The sequence below is a fragment of the Rhizobium sp. BK008 genome, assembly GCF_014197345.1.
In the GTDB taxonomy this organism is placed as follows: domain Bacteria; phylum Pseudomonadota; class Alphaproteobacteria; order Rhizobiales; family Rhizobiaceae; genus Rhizobium; species Rhizobium anhuiense.
The window spans coordinates 21,352-44,451 of sequence record NZ_JACIFK010000007.1; the positions used below are offsets into that span (position 1 = coordinate 21,352).

The 23,100-nt window shown below is 61.8% G+C and carries 24 protein-coding genes; 12 read left to right on the plus strand and 12 right to left on the minus strand.

Translation table 11 applies throughout. The features are described 5' to 3' along the window. The first annotated feature begins 78 nt into the window (after positions 1 to 78). A complete protein-coding gene (gene mbfA, locus FHT69_RS24215; RefSeq protein ID WP_028757872.1) occupies positions 79 to 1,062 on the plus strand; it encodes an iron exporter MbfA in 984 nt (327 codons plus the stop codon). 159 nt (positions 1,063 to 1,221) lie between these two features. Here the strand turns inward: mbfA and FHT69_RS24220 are convergent, their stop codons facing one another. Both FHT69_RS24220 and FHT69_RS24225 read right to left on the minus strand, forming a co-directional pair. Beyond that, on the minus strand, positions 1,222 to 1,821 hold the full coding sequence (locus FHT69_RS24220; protein ID WP_028757871.1) for a transglutaminase-like cysteine peptidase: 600 nt from the start codon (positions 1,819 to 1,821) through the stop codon (positions 1,222 to 1,224). A gap of 165 nt (positions 1,822 to 1,986) precedes the next feature. Beyond that, entirely contained in the window at positions 1,987 to 2,811 is an 825-nt protein-coding gene (locus FHT69_RS24225; protein WP_127431544.1) for an alpha/beta hydrolase, read from the minus strand. A gap of 177 nt (positions 2,812 to 2,988) precedes the next feature. Here FHT69_RS24225 and infC point away from each other — a divergent pair, with 177 nt between their 5' ends. From infC to pheT, 5 genes are all read left to right on the plus strand, one after another. Beyond that, on the plus strand, positions 2,989 to 3,525 hold the full coding sequence (gene infC / locus FHT69_RS24230; RefSeq protein ID WP_080759946.1) for a translation initiation factor IF-3: 537 nt from the start codon (positions 2,989 to 2,991) through the stop codon (positions 3,523 to 3,525). 327 nt (positions 3,526 to 3,852) lie between these two features. Then, positions 3,853 to 4,056, plus strand: a complete 204-nt coding sequence (gene rpmI / locus FHT69_RS24235) for a 50S ribosomal protein L35 (protein ID WP_003570998.1) — start codon at positions 3,853 to 3,855, stop codon at positions 4,054 to 4,056. A 38-nt stretch (positions 4,057 to 4,094) separates the two neighbouring features. Then, positions 4,095 to 4,499, plus strand: coding sequence for a 50S ribosomal protein L20 (gene rplT / locus FHT69_RS24240; RefSeq protein WP_027682113.1), 405 nt, complete (start codon positions 4,095 to 4,097; stop codon positions 4,497 to 4,499). Between the two features lie 149 nt (positions 4,500 to 4,648). Further along, the gene (gene pheS / locus FHT69_RS24245; protein ID WP_063474843.1) at positions 4,649 to 5,731 is read left to right on the plus strand and encodes a phenylalanine--tRNA ligase subunit alpha; all 1,083 of its coding nucleotides are present in this window, start codon (positions 4,649 to 4,651) and stop codon (positions 5,729 to 5,731) included. A 16-nt stretch (positions 5,732 to 5,747) separates the two neighbouring features. Next, positions 5,748 to 8,183 carry a phenylalanine--tRNA ligase subunit beta gene (gene pheT / locus FHT69_RS24250; RefSeq protein ID WP_183906079.1) on the plus strand — a complete coding sequence of 812 codons (2,436 nt, stop codon included), beginning with the start codon at positions 5,748 to 5,750 and terminating at the stop codon, positions 8,181 to 8,183. Positions 8,184 to 8,238: 55 nt separating this feature from the next. On the opposite strand, the gene FHT69_RS24255 is transcribed toward pheT, so the two are convergent. Both FHT69_RS24255 and FHT69_RS24260 read right to left on the minus strand, forming a co-directional pair. After that, complete coding sequence (locus FHT69_RS24255) at positions 8,239 to 8,598, minus strand: nuclear transport factor 2 family protein (protein ID WP_028757866.1); 360 nt, start codon at positions 8,596 to 8,598, stop codon at positions 8,239 to 8,241. Positions 8,599 to 8,688: 90 nt separating this feature from the next. Further along, the gene (locus FHT69_RS24260; RefSeq protein WP_063474841.1) at positions 8,689 to 9,684 is read right to left on the minus strand and encodes an aldo/keto reductase; all 996 of its coding nucleotides are present in this window, start codon (positions 9,682 to 9,684) and stop codon (positions 8,689 to 8,691) included. 124 nt (positions 9,685 to 9,808) lie between these two features. Between FHT69_RS24260 and FHT69_RS24265 the strand changes: the two genes are divergently transcribed. Then, the gene (locus FHT69_RS24265; RefSeq protein WP_047617531.1) at positions 9,809 to 10,717 is read left to right on the plus strand and encodes a LysR family transcriptional regulator; all 909 of its coding nucleotides are present in this window, start codon (positions 9,809 to 9,811) and stop codon (positions 10,715 to 10,717) included. 33 nt (positions 10,718 to 10,750) lie between these two features. Here the strand turns inward: FHT69_RS24265 and FHT69_RS24270 are convergent, their stop codons facing one another. Further along, the gene (locus FHT69_RS24270) at positions 10,751 to 11,248 is read right to left on the minus strand and encodes a ferritin-like domain-containing protein (protein ID WP_028757863.1); all 498 of its coding nucleotides are present in this window, start codon (positions 11,246 to 11,248) and stop codon (positions 10,751 to 10,753) included. A gap of 150 nt (positions 11,249 to 11,398) precedes the next feature. On the opposite strand from FHT69_RS24270, the gene FHT69_RS24275 reads away from it, so the two are divergent. Continuing rightward, on the plus strand, positions 11,399 to 12,016 hold the full coding sequence (locus tag FHT69_RS24275; RefSeq protein ID WP_048338480.1) for a hypothetical protein: 618 nt from the start codon (positions 11,399 to 11,401) through the stop codon (positions 12,014 to 12,016). 8 nt (positions 12,017 to 12,024) lie between these two features. On the opposite strand, the gene FHT69_RS24280 is transcribed toward FHT69_RS24275, so the two are convergent. Together FHT69_RS24280 and FHT69_RS24285 are read right to left on the minus strand one after the other, a co-directional pair. Beyond that, a complete protein-coding gene (locus FHT69_RS24280; RefSeq protein ID WP_048338481.1) occupies positions 12,025 to 12,468 on the minus strand; it encodes a GNAT family N-acetyltransferase in 444 nt (147 codons plus the stop codon). Positions 12,469 to 12,483: 15 nt separating this feature from the next. Beyond that, positions 12,484 to 13,431 carry an aldo/keto reductase gene (locus tag FHT69_RS24285; protein WP_048338482.1) on the minus strand — a complete coding sequence of 316 codons (948 nt, stop codon included), beginning with the start codon at positions 13,429 to 13,431 and terminating at the stop codon, positions 12,484 to 12,486. Between the two features lie 181 nt (positions 13,432 to 13,612). Between FHT69_RS24285 and FHT69_RS24290 the strand changes: the two genes are divergently transcribed. Continuing rightward, on the plus strand, positions 13,613 to 14,599 hold the full coding sequence (locus tag FHT69_RS24290; protein ID WP_183906080.1) for a Gfo/Idh/MocA family protein: 987 nt from the start codon (positions 13,613 to 13,615) through the stop codon (positions 14,597 to 14,599). A gap of 103 nt (positions 14,600 to 14,702) precedes the next feature. Here the strand turns inward: FHT69_RS24290 and FHT69_RS24295 are convergent, their stop codons facing one another. Together FHT69_RS24295 and FHT69_RS24300 are read right to left on the minus strand one after the other, a co-directional pair. Then, positions 14,703 to 15,080 (minus strand): GtrA family protein, encoded by a 378-nt coding sequence (locus FHT69_RS24295; RefSeq protein ID WP_183906081.1) that lies wholly within the window; start codon positions 15,078 to 15,080, stop codon positions 14,703 to 14,705. Then, entirely contained in the window at positions 15,077 to 16,084 is a 1,008-nt protein-coding gene (locus tag FHT69_RS24300; RefSeq protein ID WP_183906082.1) for a glycosyltransferase, read from the minus strand. The genes FHT69_RS24295 and FHT69_RS24300 overlap by 4 nt, the downstream gene beginning before the upstream one ends. A gap of 161 nt (positions 16,085 to 16,245) precedes the next feature. Here FHT69_RS24300 and FHT69_RS24305 point away from each other — a divergent pair, with 161 nt between their 5' ends. Beyond that, positions 16,246 to 18,093, plus strand: a complete 1,848-nt coding sequence (locus FHT69_RS24305; RefSeq protein WP_183906083.1) for a hypothetical protein — start codon at positions 16,246 to 16,248, stop codon at positions 18,091 to 18,093. A 28-nt stretch (positions 18,094 to 18,121) separates the two neighbouring features. On the opposite strand, the gene FHT69_RS24310 is transcribed toward FHT69_RS24305, so the two are convergent. Continuing rightward, positions 18,122 to 18,367 carry a hypothetical protein gene (locus FHT69_RS24310; protein WP_063474837.1) on the minus strand — a complete coding sequence of 82 codons (246 nt, stop codon included), beginning with the start codon at positions 18,365 to 18,367 and terminating at the stop codon, positions 18,122 to 18,124. Between the two features lie 306 nt (positions 18,368 to 18,673). Here FHT69_RS24310 and xseA point away from each other — a divergent pair, with 306 nt between their 5' ends. Both xseA and FHT69_RS24320 read left to right on the plus strand, forming a co-directional pair. Continuing rightward, positions 18,674 to 20,254, plus strand: coding sequence for an exodeoxyribonuclease VII large subunit (gene xseA / locus FHT69_RS24315; RefSeq protein WP_063474836.1), 1,581 nt, complete (start codon positions 18,674 to 18,676; stop codon positions 20,252 to 20,254). A 2-nt stretch (positions 20,255 to 20,256) separates the two neighbouring features. Next, a complete protein-coding gene (locus FHT69_RS24320) occupies positions 20,257 to 20,850 on the plus strand; it encodes an NAD(P)H-dependent oxidoreductase (protein WP_063474835.1) in 594 nt (197 codons plus the stop codon). A 114-nt stretch (positions 20,851 to 20,964) separates the two neighbouring features. Here the strand turns inward: FHT69_RS24320 and FHT69_RS24325 are convergent, their stop codons facing one another. Together FHT69_RS24325 and FHT69_RS24330 are read right to left on the minus strand one after the other, a co-directional pair. Beyond that, positions 20,965 to 22,218 (minus strand): aminopeptidase, encoded by a 1,254-nt coding sequence (locus FHT69_RS24325; protein ID WP_063474834.1) that lies wholly within the window; start codon positions 22,216 to 22,218, stop codon positions 20,965 to 20,967. A gap of 126 nt (positions 22,219 to 22,344) precedes the next feature. After that, on the minus strand, positions 22,345 to 23,028 hold the full coding sequence (locus FHT69_RS24330; RefSeq protein WP_063474833.1) for a glutathione S-transferase family protein: 684 nt from the start codon (positions 23,026 to 23,028) through the stop codon (positions 22,345 to 22,347). Positions 23,029 to 23,100 lie beyond the last annotated feature (72 nt).

The following is a 23,100-nucleotide window of genomic DNA, read 5'->3' on the forward strand; positions in this document are numbered from 1 at the left end:
CAGCATCCTTTCCCACGCCCTTGACCGTCATCGCCTGCTTCTTTAGATTTAGAATAATTCTAAATTTTGGAGAAAGTCATGCTGGCGCGATTTTTCAGATCCTCGAAACGATCTTTCGAATCACTGTCCGAGCAGGAGATCCTTGCCCTCGGGATTGCCTCCGAGGAAGACGATGCCCGCATCTATCTCGCCTATGCCGACAGGCTGCGCCGCGAATTTCCGGCTTCGGCCAAAGTCTTCGAGGATATGGCCGAGGTCGAGGATACGCATCGCAAGTCGCTGATCGAAATCCATCGCCAGCGTTTCGGCGAGCGCATTCCGCTGATCCGGCGCGAACATGTGCAGGGCTTCTACGAGCGCAAGCCCGACTGGCTCCGGGCAAATCTTTCGCTGGACGCGATGCGGCAGGAATCCGAGGCGATGGAGGAGCAGGCCTATCGTTTCTATGTCGAGGCGGCAAAGCGGACCTCGGACGCCTCGACGCGTGAGCTTCTCGGCGATCTCGCCCTTGCCGAACAGGGGCATGAAGATATCGCCCGCATGCTGGGCGACAAACATACGCCTGAAGACGTCAAGCGCGGCGAGGACGAGACCGTGCATCGGCAATTCGTGCTGACCTATGTGCAGCCGGGTCTTGCCGGGTTGATGGATGGTTCGGTCTCGACGCTGGCGCCGATCTTCGCCGCCGCCTTTGCCACGCAGGATACCTGGCAGACCTTTCTCGTCGGCCTGTCGGCCTCCGTCGGCGCCGGTATCTCGATGGGCTTCACCGAAGCCGCCCATGACGACGGCAAGATTTCCGGCAGAGGCTCGCCGGTCAAACGCGGCCTTGCCTGTGGCATCATGACCGCGCTCGGCGGCCTCGGCCACGCGCTGCCCTATCTGATCCCGCATTTCTGGACGGCGACGATCACCGCCGCCATCATCGTCTTCTTCGAACTCTGGGCCATCGCCTTCATCCAGAACCGCTACATGGAAACCCCCTTCCTGCGCGCCGCCTTCCAGGTGGTGCTCGGCGGCGGTTTAGTGCTCGGCGCGGGGATATTGATTGGCAACGGGTGAGTTGCGATCGGCGAAGCCGAGCAATCGATTCAGCGAATCGATCGCAGCGACGAACGCCCTGAGCCCAAAGCGAAGGGCCGGGAGACGGTGTGGCATCCCAAACCAACAAAACGAAAAAGGCCGGCAAACCGCCGGCCTTTCCATATTCTCTGTTGACCCTTAGCGCAGCGCGCCGACCAGAACGTCGCGGCCGTTCTCGATGGTGACCCAGCGGCCGGAATTGTAGCTCGACTGGCGCTTGACGAAGGAATAGGGCGTGCCGAACCACGGCTTGACTTCGGAGGCGAGGTTGTCGAGCACGAAATCGCCCTCGGCGGTGCGCAGCGTCAGCACGGCATGGCCCTCACCATCCGGCTTGCGCACGACGGTCATCAGCAGGTCGGCGGCTGAAAAGCCGCGCTGGATCAGCATGCGACGCTTCAGCAGCGCGAAATCCTCGCAGTCGCCGGCGGTGGTCGGATAGGCCCAGACTTCGTCCTTGCCGTAGATTTCCTTGTCGGTCATCGGCGTGATCGTGCGGTTTACCGTGGCGTTGACCGAACGCACCAGCGACCACTTTGCCGGGGTCATTTCAACCGGGCCGGCGTTGCGGTTTGCGCCGCATTCATTGCGGTGGATCTGACAGAAATCATAGTGCCCGATGGGCTGTGAAGTGGCATTGCCCGTTACCATTGAAGCATTTCTGCTTGGGGCCGGTATGGCGGCCGTTGCCATCGCAAATACGGCCATCATGGCCACAAAGACACCCTTGATCCGCACGCCCGCTCTTTCCTTGCATCGCCCCTTATTTATTAACAAAGTGTTAATGGAGAGGGCCGGAAAGAGTCAATCGTTACTTATTGGGAGGACCTTGCGACCCGCCGACATGGTTAAAATGCAACGGGTTGGGAACCTGCATCAGGCGAATTTATACGCCGATGCCCTTCAGGCGGGCATCTGCCTATTTGTTGATGAACGGATGATGCCTTTGACGGCGCTCAAGAGAAGCGCGATATCGCCGGGGCGCGACAGGCGGTGGTCGCCGTCGCGGATGAAGGTCAGCACCACGTCGTCGGCGGGAAGGTGTTCGACCAGTTTCATCGCATGTGCATGCGGCACGTCGGGGTCCTTCATGCCCTGGAGGATGTGCACCGGGCAGCCTGTCTCGATGATGCCGTCGAGCACCCGGTTTGCGCGGCCGTCCTCGATCAGCGCCCTGGTATAGATATTCGGCTCCGGGCTGTATGGCGAACGCTCTTCGAAATAACCGCGCTCGGTTAGCGACTTGCGCTCCTTGGCCTTGAGGTTCGGTTCGATCAGCTCGGAGGTGAAATCGGGTGCGGGTGCGATCAGCACCATGCCTGCAAGCTTTGGGCCGCCTTGCCGCGCAAGCTCCTGCGCCAGCCTGAGCGCGATCCAGCCGCCCATCGAGGAGCCGACGAGGATCACCCGATCGGGGGCGATATGGTGGATGACGGCAAGCGCCTCCTCCAGCCAGCGCGAGATCGTGCCGTCGCCGAAGCTGCCGCCGGAAAGTCCGTGGCCGGAATAGTCGAGGCGGATGCAGGCGACGCCCAGTTCCGCCGCCAGCCCGTCGAGTTCCACCGCCTTGGTGCCGCTCATGTCGGAGCGGTAGCCGGACAGCCAGACGAGCGTCGGCGCGCCATTGCCGGCCTGCGCCGGGCGGACGATCATGGCGATCTCACGCGCTGCTTCGCCCTCGCCGACCGTCAAGAACTGCGGCTGGGCATCGGGCATCTGATCGGACATCGGCGAAACTCCTATTGTTTTGGCCTATAAAACAGATTCTTGGCAGGCTGACAGCGGGTGATTTTTCCGCTAAAGGATGATATTGACTCCGTTGCAGCGATGACGCGACACGTTTGTGCACCCTGATTGGGAGCGCGATGCTGCAACGTTCCGAAACAACGCGAGGAGAATACGACCATTCGCAGACCTTTTAAAACCGACGCGCCCGTGAAGGACGGACCGCGCTCGAACCGTGAAATCCGCATTCCCAAAGTTCAGCTGATCGCGGCTGACGGACAGAATATGGGCGTCGTGCCTACCGACCAGGCCTTGAAGATGGCGGAAGAAGCCGGCCTCGATCTCGTCGAAATTTCCCCCAATGCCGAACCGCCGGTGTGCAAGATCCTCGATCTGGGCAAGCTGAAATATGCCAACCAGAAGAAGGCTGCCGAGGCGCGCAAGAAGCAGAAGATCGTCGAAGTCAAAGAAATCAAGATGCGCCCGAACATCGACACCCATGATTATGAGGTGAAGATGAAGGCGATGGGTCGCTTCTTCGATGAAGGCGACAAGGTCAAGGTGACGCTGAAGTTCCGCGGCCGTGAAATGGCCCACCAGGAACTCGGCATGAAGCTTCTGCAGCAGGTCAAGGCCGATACGATCGAGTTCGCCAAGGTCGAAGCCGAGCCCAAACTTGAAGGCCGTCAGATGATGATGGTGCTGGCGCCGAAGTAAGCGCCAGGCACTTTTTCGCCCAAGGCCGTCCGCAAGGGCGGCTTTTGCGCTTTCTGCCCTTATTGCTTCAAGAAGGGTGTTTTCGGAGGTTGCGAAGATTCCTCCGCGGCCCCGTTGCACTTTCAGGACGCTGCGGTTATAAGCGCGCGTCCGAACTGACCGGCAGGGCATGCCGTGGCAGTTTCGAATGCTTGCGGAACGGTTCGTCGCCGATGCCGCGGATCAACAACAAACGCTCCCGCACCTTGTTGCGACGGCCGGAGAACCGGACTTCGCGAGAAGGGCTTTTTTGATAAAGCGCGCAGGGAGGACAGAAGGAGTAGCAAAATGCCCAAGATGAAGACGAAGTCCTCTGCCAAAAAGCGGTTCAAGATCACCGCAACCGGCAAGGTTAAGGCTGCCGCTGCCGGCAAGCGCCATGGCATGATCAAGCGTACCAACAAGTTCATTCGCGATGCACGTGGCACCATGGTTCTCGCAGAACCGGATGGCCGCAAGGTTATCAAGAATTACCTGCCGAACGGTCTCTGAGACTCGTCCGCGAACGCTAGATTTAAGGAGATCATGATATGGCACGTGTAAAAAGAGGCGTCACCTCTCACGCCAAGCACAAGAAGGTTCTGAAGGCCGCAAAGGGCTTTTACGGCCGCCGCAAGAACACCATCCGTACCGCCAAGGCCGCTGTCGACCGTTCGAAGCAGTACGCCTACCGCGACCGCAAGGTCAACAAGCGCAACTTCCGTGCGCTTTGGATCCAGCGCATCAACGCCGCTGTGCGCGAATTCGGCCTGACCTACGGCCGCTTCATCGACGGCCTGAACAAGGCTGGCATCGAAGTCGACCGCAAGGTTCTCTCCGACATGGCGATCCACGAGCCGGAAGCATTCGGCGCGTTGGTCAACGCTGCCAAGAAGGCTCTTGAGTATCTCAAGGAAGCCGGCACGGCGAACGAGTTTGAAGGCGCGGTCAAGTAACCAGCGCTTCCCAAGCTTTGAATTTTTGATTTTGGGAAACCCGCGCTGGTTTGGGCTAGCGCGGGTTTTTCTTTCTTTATATTCCTGGCGCCGGCCGGCGCCGCCTGCCTCCCGATCGCCCGCCTGATACTGGACGGAAAGAAGTGACAATGTCAGATATCGACCAGCTCAACGCATCGCTGCTCGCCGAAATCGCCGCCGCCAATGACGAGATGGCGCTCGAAGCCGTGCGCGTTTCCGCCCTCGGCAAGAAGGGCTCGATCTCCGAACTCCTGAAGACGCTCGGCGCCATGACGCCGGAAGAGCGCCAGACCAAGGGCGCGGCGATCAACGTTCTGAAGAATGCGGTGACCGAGGCGCTCGCCGCCCGCAAGACAACGCTCAAGCAAGCGGCGATCAATGCCCGGCTGAAGGCCGAGACGGTCGACGTCAGCCTGCCGGTGCGCTCTTCGCCGGCCGAACGCGGCCGCATCCATCCGATCAGCCAGATCGTCGACGAGATCACCGCGATTTTCGCCGACATGGGCTTCTCGATCGCCGAAGGTCCCGACATCGAGACCGATTATTACAATTTCACCGCGCTGAATTTTCCCGAAGGCCATCCGGCCCGCGAGATGCACGACACCTTCTTCTTCAACCCGGATGAGAATGGCGAGCGCAAGGTGCTGCGCACCCATACCTCGCCGGTGCAGGTGCGCACCATGGAGACGCAGAAGCCGCCGATCCGCATCATCATTCCCGGCAAGACCTATCGCCAGGACAGCGATGCCACGCATTCGCCGATGTTCCATCAGGTCGAAGGCCTGGTCATCGACAAGAAGGCCAATGTCGCCAATATCCGCTGGGTGCTCGAGGAATTCTGCAAGACCTTCTTCGAGGTCGACAGCGTGACGATGCGTTTCCGCCCGTCCTTCTTCCCGTTCACCGAGCCATCCTTTGAGGTGGATATCCAGTGCGACCGTTCCGGCCCGATCGTCAAATTCGGCGAAGGCACCGACTGGATGGAGATCCTCGGCTGCGGCATGGTTCACCCGAACGTGCTGCGTTACGGCGGCCTCGATCCGGACGAATATCAGGGTTTTGCCTGGGGCATGGGCCTCGATCGCATCGCCATGCTGAAATACGGCATGCCCGACCTGCGCGACTTCTTCAACGCCGACGTCCGCTGGATGACGCATTACGGCTTCCGCCCGCTCGACATGCCGACGCTGTTCGGCGGCCTCAGCGCTTGAACGGAGAATTGGGACGATGAAATTCACGCTCTCCTGGCTGAAAGAGCATCTGGAAACGGATGCCGGCCTCGATGAAATCTGCACGCGCCTCACCGAAATCGGGCTGGAGGTCGAGGATGTCGACGACAAGGCGGCATTCAAGCCCTTCGTCATCGCCAGAGTTGTCTCGGCGGAAAAACATCCGCAGGCCGATCGCCTGAAGGTGCTGATGGTCGACACCGGTTCCGGCGCGCCGGTGCAGGTCGTCTGCGGCGCGCCGAATGCGCGCGCCGGTCTCCTCGGCGCCTTCGCAGCACCCGGAACCTATGTTCCCGGCATCGATGTGACGCTCGCCGTCGGCAATATCCGCGGCGTCGAAAGCCGTGGCATGATGTGCTCCGAAAAGGAGCTTGAGATTTCCGACAGCCACGATGGCATCATCGATCTGCCCGAGGATGCGCCGGTCGGTCAGAGCTATGCGGCTTATGCCCATCTCGACGATCCGGTCATCGAGATCAACCTGACGCCCAACCGGCCGGATTGCACCTCGATCCACGGCATCGCCCGCGATCTCGCCGCTTCCGGCCTTGGCACGTTGAAGACGCGGCCCGCACCGTCCTTCGCCGTCGAAGGCGAGACGCCGGTGAAGCTGACGCTCGATCTCGACGATCTCAAGCTTTGCCCGGGCTTTGCGCTGCGCCTGGTGCGTGGCGTCAGGAATGGCCCAAGCCCGCGCTGGATGCAGCAGCGGTTGATCGCCATCGGGCTGCGGCCGATCAACGCGCTTGTTGATGTCACCAATTACATGACCTTCGATCAGGGCCGGCCGATCCACGTCTTCGATGCCGCCAAGATCAACGGCAACCTGACCGTCCGCCGCGCCGTCGATGGCGAGACGGTGCTGGCGCTCGACCAGCGCGAATACAAGCTCTCGCCGAACAACGTCGTCATCTCCGATGACGATGGCATCGAATCGATCGGCGGCATCATGGGTGGTGAACATTCCGGCTGCGACGAAAACACCGTCGACGTGCTGATCGAATCCGCTCTCTGGGACCCGATGAACATCGCCAAATCAGGCCGCAGCCTCGGCATCATCACCGATGCCCGCTACCGCTTCGAACGCGGCGTCGATCCGGAATATATGGTCCCCGGTCTCGAACGCACGACGGAATTGGTCCTGGAGCTGTGCGGCGGCACGGCTGCCAAGGCCGAGGTCGTCGGCTACGAGGGTTACCAGCCGAAGATCGTCGATTTCCCCTATTCCGAGGTCAAGCGCCTGACGGGCCTCGACGTTTCGAATGACGAAAGCGACACGATCCTCACCCGTCTTGGTTTCAAGGTTCTTGGGAATAGCGATATCGGCTCTTCGTCTGTCCGAGTCGCCGTTCCGTCCTGGCGTCCCGATGTCGACGGCAAGGCCGATCTCGTCGAGGAGGTCATGCGCATTCACGGCGTCGACAATATCAAGCCGGCGCCGCTCGAAAGCCATGCGGCCGTCAACGGCAAGATCCTGACGACGCTGCAGATCCGCACCCGCCTCGCCAAGCGGGCGCTGGCGGCGCGCGGCATGCTCGAAGCCGTCACCTGGTCCTTCATTCCGGAAGACCAGGCCAAGCTGTTCGGCGGCGGTTCGCCTGCCCTCAAGCTTGCCAACCCGATCGCTGCCGAAATGTCGGATATGCGTCCCTCGCTGCTGCCGGGCCTCTTGACCGCTGCCCAGCGCAATGCCGACAAGGGTTATGCCGACGTCGCCCTGTTCGAGGTCTCCGGCACCTATGAGAACGACAGGCCGGACGGCCAGCGCCGGGTGGCCGGCGGCATCCGCCGCGGCACGGCCTCGCTTGCCGGCGCAGGCCGCGCCTGGTCGAACGCCGCCAAGGGCGGCGGCAAGCCGGTCGATGTCTTCGACGCCAAGGCCGACGCGCTCGCCGTCATCGAAGCCTGCGGCCTGCCGATGGGCAATATCCAGATCGAGCAGGGCGGGCCGGAATGGTATCATCCGGGCCGCTCCGGCACGATCAAGATGGGGCCGAAGGTCGTGCTCGGCTATTTCGGCGAATTCCATCCGCTGACGCTGGAAGCGCTCGATGTCTCCGGCGCGCTCTGCGGCTTCGAAGTCTATGTCGACGCCATGCCGGACGCCAAGCGCAAGGCGACGCGCACCAAGCCGGCGCTCGAACTGTCGCCCTTCCAGGTGGTGCGGCGCGACTTCGCCTTCGTCGTCGACAAGACTGTTGAAGCCAGCGCCATCGTCAAGGCGGCGACCGGCGCCGACCGCAAGCTGGTGACCGGCGTCAATGTCTTCGACATTTTCGAGGGCGCATCGGTCGGCGACGGCAAGAAGTCGGTGGCGATCGAGGTTCAGATCCAGCCGGTCGAGCGCACGCTGACGGATGAGGATTTCGAGGCGCTGACGCAGAAGATCGTCGCCAGCGTCACGAAATTCACCGGCGGCGTCCTCAGAAGCTGAGCTTTACAGCCTTCGACAAAAGACAATGGACCGGTCGCGATAGCGGCCGGTCTTTTCACAGATGCAGATGGAAGAGTTTGCTGACGATCATCCAGCGGCCGTCGATCTTCAGCAGCGAGAGATAGTCGGTAAAGCGCATTCCGGCGAAATCGTCGGTCACCTTGACGCTTGCCGCATCGCCTTCGACATCGACGCTCTGGATATCCATGTAGGGCTGCGTGCCGGGCGGCGCCGGCTCCTCCGCCAGGATCGCAGCGATGAACTCGTCCCGCGTCAGCCATTCGACGGCATTCTCATAATGACCGATGATCGCGCTTTGCGGATGAAAGGCCTTTTTCAAGGCTGCCTCATTGGCGAAGGCCATGCCTTCGACATAGAGATGAACCGTCTGTTCGACTGCCTGCCTGTCCGACATGTTTTCATCCCGTTCTCCGAGATGGCGTTAGATAGTTTCGCCAATCCCGAAGACAAGCCCGGCCGGTTGCATCAGGCCGGGCTTGCCCGCTCACAGGTTTGTCATCGCAAGCGAGGCGTCCGAATAACGTTTGCCGGCAACCTGCCCGGCCGGGATGATCTCTTCAAGCCGCGCAAGTTCCGCCGGGCTGAGCACGATATCGGCGGCCGCGGCGTTCTGTTCGAGATGGTGAAGCTTGCGGGCGCCGGGGATCGGCACGATGTCGTCGCCCCGGCTTAACACCCAGGCCAGCGCCAGTTGCGCCGCCGTCACGCCCTTTTCGCCGGCAAGCCGCTCGAGTGTTGCGACGAGGGCGGCATTGGCGTCGAAATTTTCCGCCTGGAAGCGCGGCACCTGGCGGCGGAAATCGTCCGCGTCGAGATCCTCCGCCTTGCGGATCGCTCCGGTCAGGAAGCCGCGGCCAAGCGGACTGTAGGGCACGAAGCCGATGCCGAGTTCGCGGCATGTCGCAAGCACCTCCTCTTCGGGATCGCGCGTCCAGAGCGAATATTCGCTCTGCAGGGCGGCAATCGGATGGACCGCATGGGCGCGGCGGATGGTGGCGCTGCCGGCTTCCGAAAGCCCGAGGGCGCGGACCTTGCCTTCCCTGACCAGTTCCGCCATGGCGCCGACGGTCTCCTCGATCGGCACGTTGGGGTCGACCCGGTGCTGGTAGAGGAGGTCGATGGTCTCGATGCCGAGGCGTTTCAGCGAGGCCTCGGCGACATCACGCACATGCTCGGGGCGGCTGTCGACGCCGGTGATGGCAGCGGTGCCCGGCTTGCTGGCATCGATCTTGAAGCCGAATTTGGTGGCGATCACCACGCGGTCGCGGAACGGCTTCAGCGCTTTGCCGAGAAGAACCTCGTTGGTAAAGGGGCCGTAGACCTCGGCGGTGTCGAAGAAGGTGACGCCGAGATCGATGGCGCGATGCAACGTCCTGATCGATTCCGCATCGTCGCTGGCGCCATAGGCAAAGCTCATGCCCATGCAGCCAAGGCCGACGGCAGAGACCGTCAGTTCGTTTCCGAGTTTCCGGGTTTTCATGATGCGCTCCTTTTGAGCTGATTGTGAACCGCTTGATCGCTTGCGGTACGGGCAGACCATATTCCTGGCGCATCAATCAGAAAATACATGCAGTTTCTAACAGGCTGTTCTATCATTTCGATCAATGAACAGAACACAGCTCTCGCAACTCGCCGTTCTTGCCGCCGTCTCGGAACATCGCAGCTTCCGAGCTGCGGCGAAGGAACTCCTCGTCGCGCCCTCGGCCGTCAGCCATGCGATCTCCAGCCTCGAGGAAAGTCTGGGTGTCAGGCTTCTGGCGCGCACCACCCGCAGCGTCGCGCCGACCGAGGAGGGTCGCCTGCTGCTCGAAAGACTGCGGCCGGCGCTCGAAGAGATCGGCATTGCCTTGGAGGCCGTCCGCGACACGCGCGGCAAGCCCGCCGGAAATCTGCGCATCACTGCGCCGCGTTTCGCCTCCGATATCCTGCTTGCCCCTCGCCTCGGCGACTTCCTCAACCTCTATCCCGATATCACTTTGGAGATCGCCAACGAGGACGGCTTCACCGATATCGTCAAGGAGGGTTTCGATGCCGGCATCCGGCTGGAGGAGAGCCTGGAGGCCGATATGATCGCGGTCAGGATCTCTCCCCATCTGACGACGGTGATTGCCGCTTCGCCCGATTATTTCGAGCGCTATCCGAAACCGGAGCACCCGCGCGATCTCGTCCGTCACCGCTGCATCAAGCGGCGCTTCACCAATGGCTCGATCTATCGCTGGGAATTCGAGAAGGATGGGCAGGAACTGGTCGTTTCGGTCGACGGGCCGCTGATCGTCAGCGAGGATCGCCTCGCCTTGCTGGCAGCGCTGAACGGCGCCGGTCTTGCCTATCTCTTCGACATGCGGGTGCACGCCGAGCTGGCGGCCGGCAGTCTGGTGCGGGTGCTGGAGGATTGGTGCGCGCCCTATCCCGGCCCGTTTATCTACTATCCCACCCGGCGGCAGATGCGCCCGGCACTGCGCGCCTTCATCGATTTCTTCAAGCTTGCCGAGAAGGATTCGGGCGGCCGATAAATATTGGGACAGCCGCCCGTTGGCATCATGTCATCAGGCAGCTTTCGCCTTCTGGTTTGCTGCTGTCGTGGCGAGCTGGGAGAGGGTCTTGTCGGTGGCCGTTTCTTCCTGCAGCGTCTGGTCGAGCAGGCGGACGGCATCCTTGAGGCCGAGCGTTGCGGCCCAGGTCTTCAGCGTGCCGTAGCGAGCGATTTCATAATGTTCGACGGCCTGGGCAGCCGAGATCAGACCGGCATCGAGGGCCGATGTGCCCTTGAATTCCTCCATGATTTCTTCGCCCTCGGCCAGAATGCCCTGGATCGCCTCGCAGGTTTTGCCCTGTGCGCGTTTGCCGATCAGTTCGAAAACCTGCTGCAGCCGCTCGACCTGAGCTTCGGTTTCCTCACGGTGTTTTTCGAAGCCCGCCTTCAGTTCGGTGGATTGTGCGGCGCGCGCCATCTTTGGCAGGGCGCGCAAAATCTGCCGTTCGGCAAAGTAGATGTCCTTGAGTGTGTCGTGGAATAGATCTTCCAACGTCTTTTCCTTGGCCATTTTCTCGATCCTTGTTTTGGGAAAAACCGCGAATGCGGCGACACATTAAGAAGCGAGGATCGCGCTAATTGTTCCCGATCGATTTCGGGTGGACTGGAAAAGGGCTCCAGGCGATGATTCCGGCCATCGGTATGGGAGGAAGATAACGTCATGCGAAAGCCGGGTTCGATGAAGGGGCTGGAAGATCTTGGCCGCGTAAGGCTGTCGCAAAACTTCTTCCTTCGCGATTTCCTGCACTCCGAAATCGCCGATTTCTACCGCATCCCCAACATCCCCGAGGATCCCGATCTGGCGATCGAGGCAGGCAAGAGGCTCTGCGAGGAATTGCTGGAGCCGCTGCAGGCGACGTTCGGGCGCCTGCATATCCGCTCCGGCTATCGCTCGCCGGGGGTGAACAGGTTTGGCAACGAGAACAATCTGAACTGCTCGACCAATGCCGCCACATCAGCGCATCACATCTGGGATATGAGGGATTTTGACGGCTGCATGGGTGCTGCGGTCTGCATTGTCGTGCCATGGATGCTCGACCGCTACCGCGATGAAAGCGACTGGCAGCGGCTCGCCTGGTGGATTCACGACCACCTGCCTTATGCCTCGCTCTGCTTCTTCCCGAAGCTCTGGGCCTTCAATATCCAGTGGCACGAACGCCCGAAGCGGGTGATCCAGAGTTATGTCAGGCCACGCGGCATCCTCACCAAACCGGGCATGGCCAATTGGGAAGGCGATCACGCCGCTGTCTACGAAGGTTTTCCCCCGCTCAGAAACTGATGCCCCGCTCAGAAACTGATGCGGTAGCGGATGTGGCCGTCGCTTTCGACATAGCTGTCGTAGAGTGCCCGCGCCGTCTTGTTCTGCTCGCTCGTATGCCAGTAGAGCCGCGACCAGCCCTTGGCTTTCGAGGTGGCGATGAGATCGTCGATCAGCGCCCGCCCAAGGCCCTTGCCGCGCGCATCGGCATCGACGAACAGGTCTTCGAGATAGCAGTCTCTGCCGCGGATCCACGTGCCCTCATGCGTGAGATAGAGTGCAAAGCCCATCATCCTGCCATCGACCTCGGCGACGCGCATCGAAATTGCCGACGCCGGATCGAAGACCCGGCGCCATGTCTGATCGGTGATATCGGCATCGACCGTGACGTCGTAAAAGGCGAGATAGGCCGCCCAGAGCTCGCGCCAACGGGCTTCGTCCTCGGGGCGGGCATCGCGTATGGTCGCGGTCATGGGCTCTCCCTTTCTTCAGCCGCCGGCTTCGTCGAGCAGCGCCATCGCATCATCGGAAAGCGCCAGTGTCGCCGATTTCACCAGGCTTTCAAGCTGCGAAAGGCTGGTGGCGCTGGCGATCGGTGCCGTCACGCCCTTCTTACGCAGCAGCCAGGCGAGCGAAATTTCCGCCGGGCTGGCGGCGGTCTCGGTCGAAACCTTGTCGAGCGCGGCCAGGATGCGCAGGCCCTTGTCGTCGAGATATTTCGAAACCCGGCCCTCGCGTGCGCGGCCTTCCGTATCGGCCTTGCTGCGGTATTTACCGGTGAGAAAGCCGGCGGCGAGGCTGAAATAGGTGATGACGCCGATATCCTGGGCGATGCAGAGCTCGGCGAGTGGCCCTTCGAAGCTTGCGCGCTCATAGAGATTATATTCCGGCTGCAGGACGTCGTAACGCGGCAGGCCGGCCTTTTCGGCCGCGTCGAAGGACGCCTGGAACAACTTTGCATCATAATTCGAGCAGCCGATGGCGCGGATCTTGCCCTGCTGCTTCAGCTTGGCATAGGCGCCGAGCGTTTCCTCATGCGGCGTATCGGCATCCGGCCAATGCGAGAGATAGAGGTCGATATAGTCCGTCTGCAGCCGGCGCAGCGAATCCTCGACCGCCTTCAGGATATAGGTCTCCTTCAGCGTCTTTCCCTGTCCCATGTCGGAGCCGACCTTGGTGACGATGACGGCCTTGTCGCGGGAAACCCTTGCCTGCCTCAGCCAGCGCCCGATGATTTCCTCGGAATCGCCGCCCTTGTTGCCCGGAACCCATGCGGAATAGACATCGGCCGTATCGATCGTGTTCAGGCCCGCATCGAAGAAGGCGTCGAGAATGGCAAAGGATGTTTTCTCGTCGGCCGTCCAGCCGAACACATTGCCGCCGATGACGATCGGCGCGACCGAAAGACCTGTTTTTCCAAGCCGGCGCATTTCCATGACGCTCTCCAGTAAGGTGATGTGATTGAAATCGCGGATACGGCAGAACGCCGCCCTCGCCCAAACTTAGCGCGATCGGCGCGTGAGGAAAGGCAAACTTCCGTGATTTGAGGTCTCGCCATTGCGCCGCAGCGAAGGCCTGCATATGGTTCGCCGAAATCAGTTCTGGGAGGCTTGGATCATGCTGCGTTTCGGTATCATTTCAACGGCGAGGATCGGCCGCGACAATGTCATTCCCGCGATCCAGGATGCGGAGAATTGCGTCGTTACGGCGATTGCGAGCCGTGATCTCACGCGCGCAAGGGAGGTGGCCGACCGCTTCTCCGTGCCGCATGCCTTCGGCTCCTACGAGGAGATGCTGGCCTCCGACGTCATCGATGCCGTCTACATCCCGCTGCCGACCTCGCAGCACATCGAATGGTCGATCAAAGCCGCCGATGCCGGCAAGCACGTGCTCTGCGAAAAGCCCATAGCGCTGAAAGCCGACGATATCGACGAGGTGATCGCCGCCCGAGACCGTAACCGGGTGGTGATCACCGAAGCCTATATGATCACCTATTCCCCGGTCTGGCAGAAGGTGCGCTCGCTGATCGCCGAGGGCGCGATCGGTTCGCTCCGCCATGTGCAGGGCGCCTTCACCTATTTCAACCGCGACCCCGCCAATATGCGCAACGTTCCCGAACTCGGCGGCGGCGGCCTGCCCGATATCGGCGTCTATCCCGTCATGGGCACGCGTTTTTCCACCGGCAAGGAGCCGCTCAGGATCCAGGCGGTCACCGAGCGCGATGCGGATTTCGGCACGGATATCTATTCGAGCGTCAAGGCCGATTTCGGCGATTTCGATCTGAGCTTCTATATCTCGACGCAGATGGCCAACCGCCAGGTCATGGTCTTCCACGGCACCGACGGCTACATCGAGGTCAAGTCGCCGTTCAACGCCAATCGCTGGGGGCCCGAGGAGATCGAGCTTGCCAACCGCAGCCACACCGAATCGCGCATCTTCCGCTTCCAGGACAGCCGCCAGTACAGGCGGGAGGTCGAGGCCTTCGCCCGGGCGGTGACGAACGGCAAGGAAGAGATCGTCACGCTCGAAAATTCGAAGCTGAACCAGAAGGTGATCGATGCGATCTACCGGGCCAGCGAGAAGGATGGCTGGGAAGCAGTTTAGCGCATAACCCCGAAAATCGAGATCGATTTTCGGAAAGGATTATGCGCCAATTTAAAGTGTTAGAGCGTCCTTTGCGCGTCCTTTTGGACGCGCGGCGCTCTAATCACTCAGCGCGGAAGACGAAGCGCGAATAGCCGAAGAAGCTGAAGACCATCGAGGCGGCGGTGGCGATCACCATCGCCGCAAGCGGCTGCAGGGATGGCAGCGACAGCAGAAGCGCGGAATAGAGCCCGTAATTGACGAGCGCTGCCGTCACTCCGACCGAACCGTAGCGGAAGCCTTCGGCGGCAAGCGAATGGCCGGAGCGATCGAAGGTGAAGGTCCGGTTGAAAGCCCAGGTCGCCGCCATGGCGAAGGCGATCGCAATGAGCCGCGCCAGAAAAGGCCCGAGCGGCGTCAGATGGAGCAGCGCCGACAGGGTGCCGGCATCGACGAGGAAGCCGATGCCGCCGGCAATCGCGAAGCGGATGAGCTTTCTCATGCCGCATCCGCCTTGCCGCGGCCGGCGCGCGACACCGGCGCGGTGTCGCTCAGCGGCGTCTTCATCGCGCTCGGCGTCTCCAGGCCGATATAATGGATACGAAGCTGTTCGGCGCGGGCGCGCGCAACGGAATCCAGGATGACGCCGGCGGTGAACAGCATGAAGGAAATCATCATCAGCGCCGTCGACAGCACCCAGGTCGGCATGCGGCTGACGAGACCCGTCTGGAAATATTCCGCCAGCACCGGCGCCATGAAGCCGAGGCTCGCCAGCATGAAGGTGGCGCTGATCGCGCTGAAGAAGGCGAAGGGCCGGGTTTCCTTCATCAGCATCGCGAACATCCAGAGGATCTTGGCGCCGTCGCGGAAGGTCGACAGTTTGGAATGCGAACCTTCCGGCCGGCGGCCATAGTCGAGTTCCAGTTCGCTGACCGGCAGCTTCAGCCGGGAGGCATGCACGGACATTTCGGTTTCGATCTCGAAGCCGCCGGATACCGCCGGGAAGCTCTTGACGAAGCGGCGCGAAAAGGCGCGGTAGCCGGAAAAGATATCGGTGAAGTCGGGTCCGAAGATCGTCCGGTAGAGCAGGTTGAAAAGCCGGTTGCCGAGCGCATGGCCCTGACGGCCAGCATCGTCGTGCACGCCGCGCCGGGTGCCGACCACCATGTCGGCGCGCTCGGTCAGCAGCGTGCGCACCAGTTCTTCGGCATCATCAGGCGTATAGGTCCCGTCGCCGTCGGCGATGATGTAGATGTCGGCCTCGATATCGGCGAACATGCGGCGCACGACATGGCCCTTGCCCTGGCGCCGCTCGCGCACGACATGCGCCCCGGCAAGCATTGCCTGCAGCGCGGTGCCGTCGGTGGAATTGTTGTCGTAGACGTGGATCGCGGCATCCGGCAGCGTTGCCCGGAAGCCCCGGACGACAGGGCCGATCGTCGCGGCTTCATTATAGCAGGGAAGCAGGACGGCAATATTCAGATTGTCGGTACGCGATCGGGCCATGACTCTACTCGTTACACTTAAAAGCCGCGCTCAGCCTAAATCATCCGGCGTTAATAAGACCCTATGACGCAGGCAAAATCGGCGGTCGTCGCAACGGCTTTACACTTTCTTGATCGGCGGCGGCTAAGCTTGCCTCATCCGGAAACGAACCGCTAACCACAATGAACGCTGTGCAGCCGATCACCCATGCATCATCCGCGATCGATACCCCTCGGGGCAGGATACGCGACCTGCTGACGCGTCTCTGGCCAACTGTCATCGCTTATAGCGTCATTTTCGCCGCCGTCATTCTCGTCACCAGGCTTTCCGGCGCCACCGATTATGTCGGCCCGGACAATGACGACGGAATGCGTCTCGTCGAGGTTCGCGATTTTCTCGCCGGGCAGGGCTGGTTCGATCTGATGCAATACCGGCTCGGTCTCACCGGCGGCACGCTGATGCACTGGTCGCGGCTGATCGATCTGCCGATCGCCTCGCTGATCTGGTTCTTCGGTCTGTTTGCACCCCGCGAGACGGCCGAGGCGCTGGCGCTCGCTGTCTGGCCGGTATCGCTCATCCTGCCCGCCATGCTCGCCATGGCCGTGGCCGGTCGGCGCATTGGCGGTGTCGCCGGCATGCACATCAGCCTCGGCTTGACCGGCCTTGTCATCTACGCCGGCAACCGTTTCGCGCCGGGCGCCATCGATCATCACAATGCGCAGCTGGCGCTGGTCGCCACGATGATAGCGATGCTGCTGGATCCCGAGCGTCGCGCCTGGAGCTACGCGGTCGCCGGCGTCGCGGCAGCCATCGCCATTGCCATCGGCGCCGAGACGACCCCCTTTGTCGCCGCCGTCTGCCTGACCGTCGCTCTGTTCTGGGCCTGGGAGGGCGAAGATTTTGCCGCTGCTGCGAAGGCCTTCGGGCTGGCTTTGGCGCTGGCGATCAGCATCCTGTTCTTCGCAACGGTACCGCCCCGGCTTTATTCGATGGTCACCTGCGACAATCTCTCGCTCGGCTATTACAGCCTGGCGGCGATCGGCGGCGGTTTGCTGTTGTTTTCGGCGGTTTTTGCCAGCCGCCTCACCCGTCCCTTGCGTTTTGCAGCGCTCGCCGTCGTCGGCGCCGGTGTTTTCGGTTCGGCGATCGTGATCGCACCGCAATGCCTGAGCGATCCGCTGGCCAGTCTCGATCCGATGCTGGTCGAGCTCTGGCTGAAGAATGTTTCGGAAGCGCAGTCGGTTTTCGTCCTCGGGCGCACCGATCCTTTCTCTCTCGGCGCCTTCTATGCGGCCGGCCTCTTCGGCATCGCCGTCTGCATCTTCCGCATCGTTCAGCGTGACCGCGTGCAAATCCATCTGGTCCTGCTCCTGCTGCTGACGACGAGCTGGGCAATCGCGTTGGTCCAGGTGCGCGGCGCGACCTTCTCGAACCTCATCTCCATCCTGCCGCTTGCGCTGCTGATCATCGATATCAGGCGCATTTCGAACGGCGACAGCGAGAATGTCGCCGCCGCCTTCGTCTACATCGTGACCGTGCTCGCAAGTGTTCCGGCCGCCTGGGCCGTCGGCGGCGGGCTTATCTCGATGCAGACGGAGAATGCCGCGCAGAAGAAGACGGCCGAGCCGGCAAAGAAGATTTCCTGCACATCGCAGGAGGCGCTGGCCCCGCTTGCCGGGCTTCCGGCCGGGCTGGTCTCCGCACCATCGGAAATGGGCGTCCCCATTCTCCGCTTCACCCAGAACCGGGTTCTCTCGGCGCCCTATCATCGCAATCAGGGCGGCATGCTGACGGAGTTGCATATCGGCCTGGCGGAGCCGCAGGAGGCGGAAGCTTTCTTGAAGGGGGCTGGGGTGACCGTGCTAGCCTTCTGCCCCAAAGACCCGCAGACGCGCGAGATCGCCAAGCTGAAGCCGGATGGGCTCTATGCTGCGCTCGGCAAAGGCAATATCCCGCGCTATCTGGAACCGCTGCCGAAACCGGCCGACGCAGGCGTGCAGTTCTTTCGCTATCGGCCGACGACGAATTGACGCGGGCCGTCCTCAGCATGGATGATTGTTAGTTCGAGACGCGCATGGCGCGACGAAGACGCTGGTTGGCATAGAGGCCAAGCACGAAGAGCATGAGGCCGCCATTATAGCCGAGCACGGCATAGACGAATGCCAGAATGGACACCGGACCGGGCGAGGTTATCGCCGCCAGCGCGAATGTCATTCCGATCAGCGCCGCGACCAACGCGATTGCGCTGGCCGAGCGCGTTTGCCCGGCGCTGATGCCCAATGCTGCTGCTGTGAGAATAATCATTTCAGCACCTTCCCAGAGATAACGAGGGGAAGAATAGGAAGCGCCAACTAACAAAGATTTACCGGCGATCTTGCCCGAAAAGCCTTTGTATTGCGGTGGTTAGCAATCCCTTTCGGGTAAAACGCGAATTGTACCTATCCGTTCCGCAACAAAACGGATTTATCGCGTTCGGTGTCGGCCGCCATCGCGGCCGAACTCAGCGGAGCGGCGATGACGTCGGCCCGTTGCCGAGTTCAAAGCCGGGAAAACGGCCTCTGCATCGATGCCGAGCTTCCCGTTTGCTGCTGATCGACATAAAAAGGTGAGATGAGCAACGTCTTCGACGGCGATTCGCCGACCAACCTTGCCGAGTATTCGGTTTCGGAGCTTTCCGGCTCGATCAAGCGCACCGTCGAAACCGCCTTCGACCAGGTTCGTGTGCGCGGCGAAATCTCCGGCTATCGCGGGCCGCATTCTTCGGGTCATGCCTATTTCGCGTTGAAGGACGACCGCGCCCGCATCGACGCCGTCATCTGGAAGGGCACCTTCTCGCGGCTGAAGTTCCGTCCGGAAGAGGGCATGGAGGTCATCGCCACGGGCAAGGTCACCACCTTTCCGGGTTCTTCGAAATATCAGATCGTTATTGAGACGCTGGAGCCGGCCGGTGCCGGCGCGCTGATGGCGCTGATCGAGGAGCGCAAGCGCAAGCTGGGCGCCGAGGGCCTGTTCGATGCCGCCCGCAAGAAGCGGCTGCCCTTCATGCCGAGGGTTATCGGCGTCGTCACGTCGCCGACCGGGGCGGTCATCCGCGATATCCTTCACCGCATCTCCGATCGTTTTCCCGTACATGTCCTCGTCTGGCCGGTGAAGGTACAGGGCGAGGGGTCCGGCGAGGAGGTGGCGAACGCCATCCGCGGGTTCAATGCGCTGGAGCCGGCAGGTACCATTGCGCGCCCCGATGTGCTGATCGTCGCGCGCGGCGGCGGCAGCCTGGAAGATCTTTGGAGTTTCAACGACGAAATCGTCGTGCGTGCTGCGGCCGAAAGCCGGATACCGCTGATCTCGGCCGTCGGCCATGAGACCGACTGGACGCTGATCGACTATGCCGCCGATGTCCGCGCCCCGACGCCGACCGGTGCCGCGGAAATGGCGGTGCCGGTCAAGGCGGAGCTCGAGGCGCAGGCCGCCGCTCTCGCCGCACGCCTGCAAGGCTGCATGAACCGGCAGATGGATCAACGCCGTCAGTCCGTCCGTGCCCTGATGCGGGCATTGCCGTCGCTCGATCAGCTTCTCGCCTTGCCACGCCGGCGTTTCGACGAAGCGGCTGCCGGCCTTGGCCGCGGGCTGGAACTCAACACCATCAACAAGCGCCGCGGCTTCGAGCGCGTCGCCGCGCATCTGCGCCCCGATGTGCTCTCCAATCGCATCGCCGAACGCCGCCAGACGCTGAACGAGCGGATCGTGCGGGCCGAGCGTATGGTCGAACGGCTGATCGACCGTTCGAAATCGCGCGTTGAGCGCGCCGAAGCAATCCTCGCCTCGCTGCCTGCCCGGCTGAAGACCCAGACCGACCGCGGCCGCGAACGGCTCGGCAATCTTTCGCGCCATGCCGATACGGCGATCCGTCACCAGCTGACCCGTGCGCGCGCCGAGCTTTCTTCGCAGGACCGCGTGCTGCAGTCGCTCTCCTATAAGAATGTGCTGAAGCGCGGTTACGCCGTCATTCGCGATGAGGATAACAGGCCGGTCTCGCAGGCTGCTCAAATTTCCGCCGGCATGGGCATCGCCATCGAATTCGCCGACGGTCGTGTCGGCGCGATGACCACGGAAGGCGGCACACCGCCGGCCGGTGCCAAGAAGCGCAGCGCAAAACCCGCAGAACCGCAGAAACAGGGAAGCCTGTTCTGACGATGCGGATCCTGCTGGTGCTTGCCCACCCATTGCCGGACAGTTTTGCCGCCTCCGTGGCGCGCACCGCCCGCCAAGCATTGGAAGCCGCCGGGCATGCCGTCGATTTGCTCGATCTCTACGCCGAGAATTTCGATCCGCGTTTGTCCGAGACCGAGCGCCGCGGCTATTTCGACGTGCCCTACGATAGTTCAGCCGTGGCCGGCATCGTGGACCGACTGAAGGCCGCCGACGGCCTCGTTCTCGTTTTTCCGCAATGGTGGTTCAATTTCCCTGCTGTCCTGAAGGGCTTCTTCGATCGCATCTTTGCGCCGGGGGTCGCCTTCACCCATGATGCCGCCGGAGGCCGTATTGTGCCGCAGCTCACCAATATCAGGCTGCTCTACGCGCTGACGACGACAGGTTCGCCCTGGTGGCTGGTGCGTCTCTATATGGGCGATCCGGTGCGCCGGCTGTTGAAGCGCGGCATCGCCGCCTTCTGCTCGAAGCGGTTGAATTTCCGGATGCTCAGCCTGCACGACATGGACCGTGCCACCAATGCAAAGCGGACGGCGCATCTCGATCGCGTGCGCAAGCTGCTATCGGCGATCCGATGACTCGGCGTCCGAAAGGAACTTGCGCGGCAGGCACCGTCGCGAGCCCTTTCAGTCAGCGTGATGAGCACGGTCCTGCGGTCAGCGCTTCATACTGTCAGCGTAGGATGACGCCGCTCAGGCCCATTCGCCCTGCCGCATCACCGGAACCCGCGAACCATCCGGCTTGATCCCGTCGATATCGACCTTGCCGGAGCCGATCATCCAGTCGATATGGATCAGGCTGGAATTGCCGCCCTGCGCCTTGATCTGCTCCTGGCTGAGCGTCGCACCGTTCAGGAAGCATTTGGAATAGCACTGGCCGAGCGCGATGTGGCACGAGGCGTTTTCGTCGAACAGGGTGTTGTAGAACAGGATGCCGCTGGCCGAGATCGGCGAGGAATGCGGCACCAGCGCCACTTCGCCGAGCCGGCGCGCCCCCTCGTCGGTATCGAGCACCTTGTTCAACACCTCCTCGCCGCGCGATGCCTTGGCCTCGACGATCCGTCCGCCCTCGAAACGCACCTGAATATTGTCGATCAGCGTGCCCTGATGCGAAAGCGGCTTGGTGCTGGAAACATGGCCTTCGACGCGCAACGCATGCGGCGTGGTGAAGACTTCCTCGGTGGGGATGTTCGGATTGCAGGTAATGCCGTTCTTGGCGGTGGAAGCGCCGCCATGCCATTCATGCCCGTCGGCAAGGCCGACCGTCAGGTCCGTCCCCGGTCCTTGGAAATGCAGCGAGGCGAAACGTTCGCCGTTCAGCCAGGCGGAGCGCTTGGCGAGATTGGCATTGTGTTCGGCCCAGGCGGCGACCGGATCGCTGACATCGACGCGCGAGGCGGCAAAGATCGCCTTGGCAAGCTTGGCGATCGCGATCGGTTCCGGATCGTCGGGGAAGACCACCTTGGCCCAGGACGGGTTGGGATAGGAGACGATGTTCCAGTTGATGTCGAAATTCGAGATCTTCTCCAGCGCCGGCTTGTAGGCGGTGGAGTTGGCGCGATTGGCGCGGCCGACCTTGCCGGCATCCTGCTCGGAAAGCAGCATCGGATTGTCGCCGGCGACGGCAAGACGGGCCGCCCCGTTGGCATAGGCCTTGGCCATGCCCTCGTAGAGCCAGCCGGAAGCGCGGTCGAAGCTCTCGTCGCCGCCATATTGATAGCGCGCCAGCGTCGTTTCCTCGTCGGAATAGAAGGCGGTGACCAACCCGGCGCCGGCCTGATAGGCGTGTTTGGTGATCAGGCGCACCAGCGGCAGCGCCACGACAGGCGCGGTGACCACCAGATCCTGACCCTTCTGCAGCTGCAGCCCGACCTTGACGGCGACTTCCGCAAGCTTTTCCAGCTTGTCGGGATCAACGGTGTTCTGGCTCTGGGGCATGAAAGTCATGGTTCAACCTGCCTTCTGTCATTAACGGTGAGAGGCTGGAAGACTTAGACCCGTTTGCGGCGAAAATGAAGCGTATCGCCGCCAAATTGCAAGCGGTCGGATGGACGTCCGGCCGCAGCGCGGGCTTCAGGCGGCCGCCTCCAGCCTGAGCAGGATCGAGTTATGCTTTTCGAGGAATTCGACCAGCCGCTGCGGGTAGTCCGCACTGACGGCGGCCTTGACGCTTGCCCGTTCGGACAGCGCCTTGCGCCAGTGCCTCACCCGCTCCAGCCCTTCGAAGATGCCGCTGTCGCCGAGCGTGTCGAAGAGATCGAAATAACGAAAGACCGGCGCGAACACGGCGTCGACCAGGCTGAAGCCGTTGCCGGCGAAATAAGGCCCGTCCGTCAGCACCGTCTCGATTGTCGCGAATTTGGCGATGAGCGCCTTGCGTTTGATTTCCAGCTGCGAGGCATCCTCGGCCGTTTCATAGCCCCAGAGATCGGAAAGCACGGACGAGCCGAATTCCATCCAGCCGCGATGGCGGGCACGCGTCAGCGCGTCTTTGGGATGCAAGGCGACGCCAATCTGCGTTTCCTCGAGATATTCGCAGATGACGCTGCTTTCGAACAGCACGGCCTCGCTGCCGTCCTCCTCTTCGATCCTGAGCAGCGGTACCTTTCCGAGCGGAGAGATCTTCAGGAACCAGTCCGGCTTGTCGGCAAGATCGATGTTGATGCGTTCGAAGGGCACGCCCTTTTCGAGAAGCGCGATCGCGGAACGCTGCACATAGGGGCAGAGGTGATGGCTGACGAGAGTAAGCTTGCTCATGGCGGTCTCCACGGGATGATAATAGATGTAATTGCATGTAATATCACTTGCGGCTGAATTCAAGGTAGATGT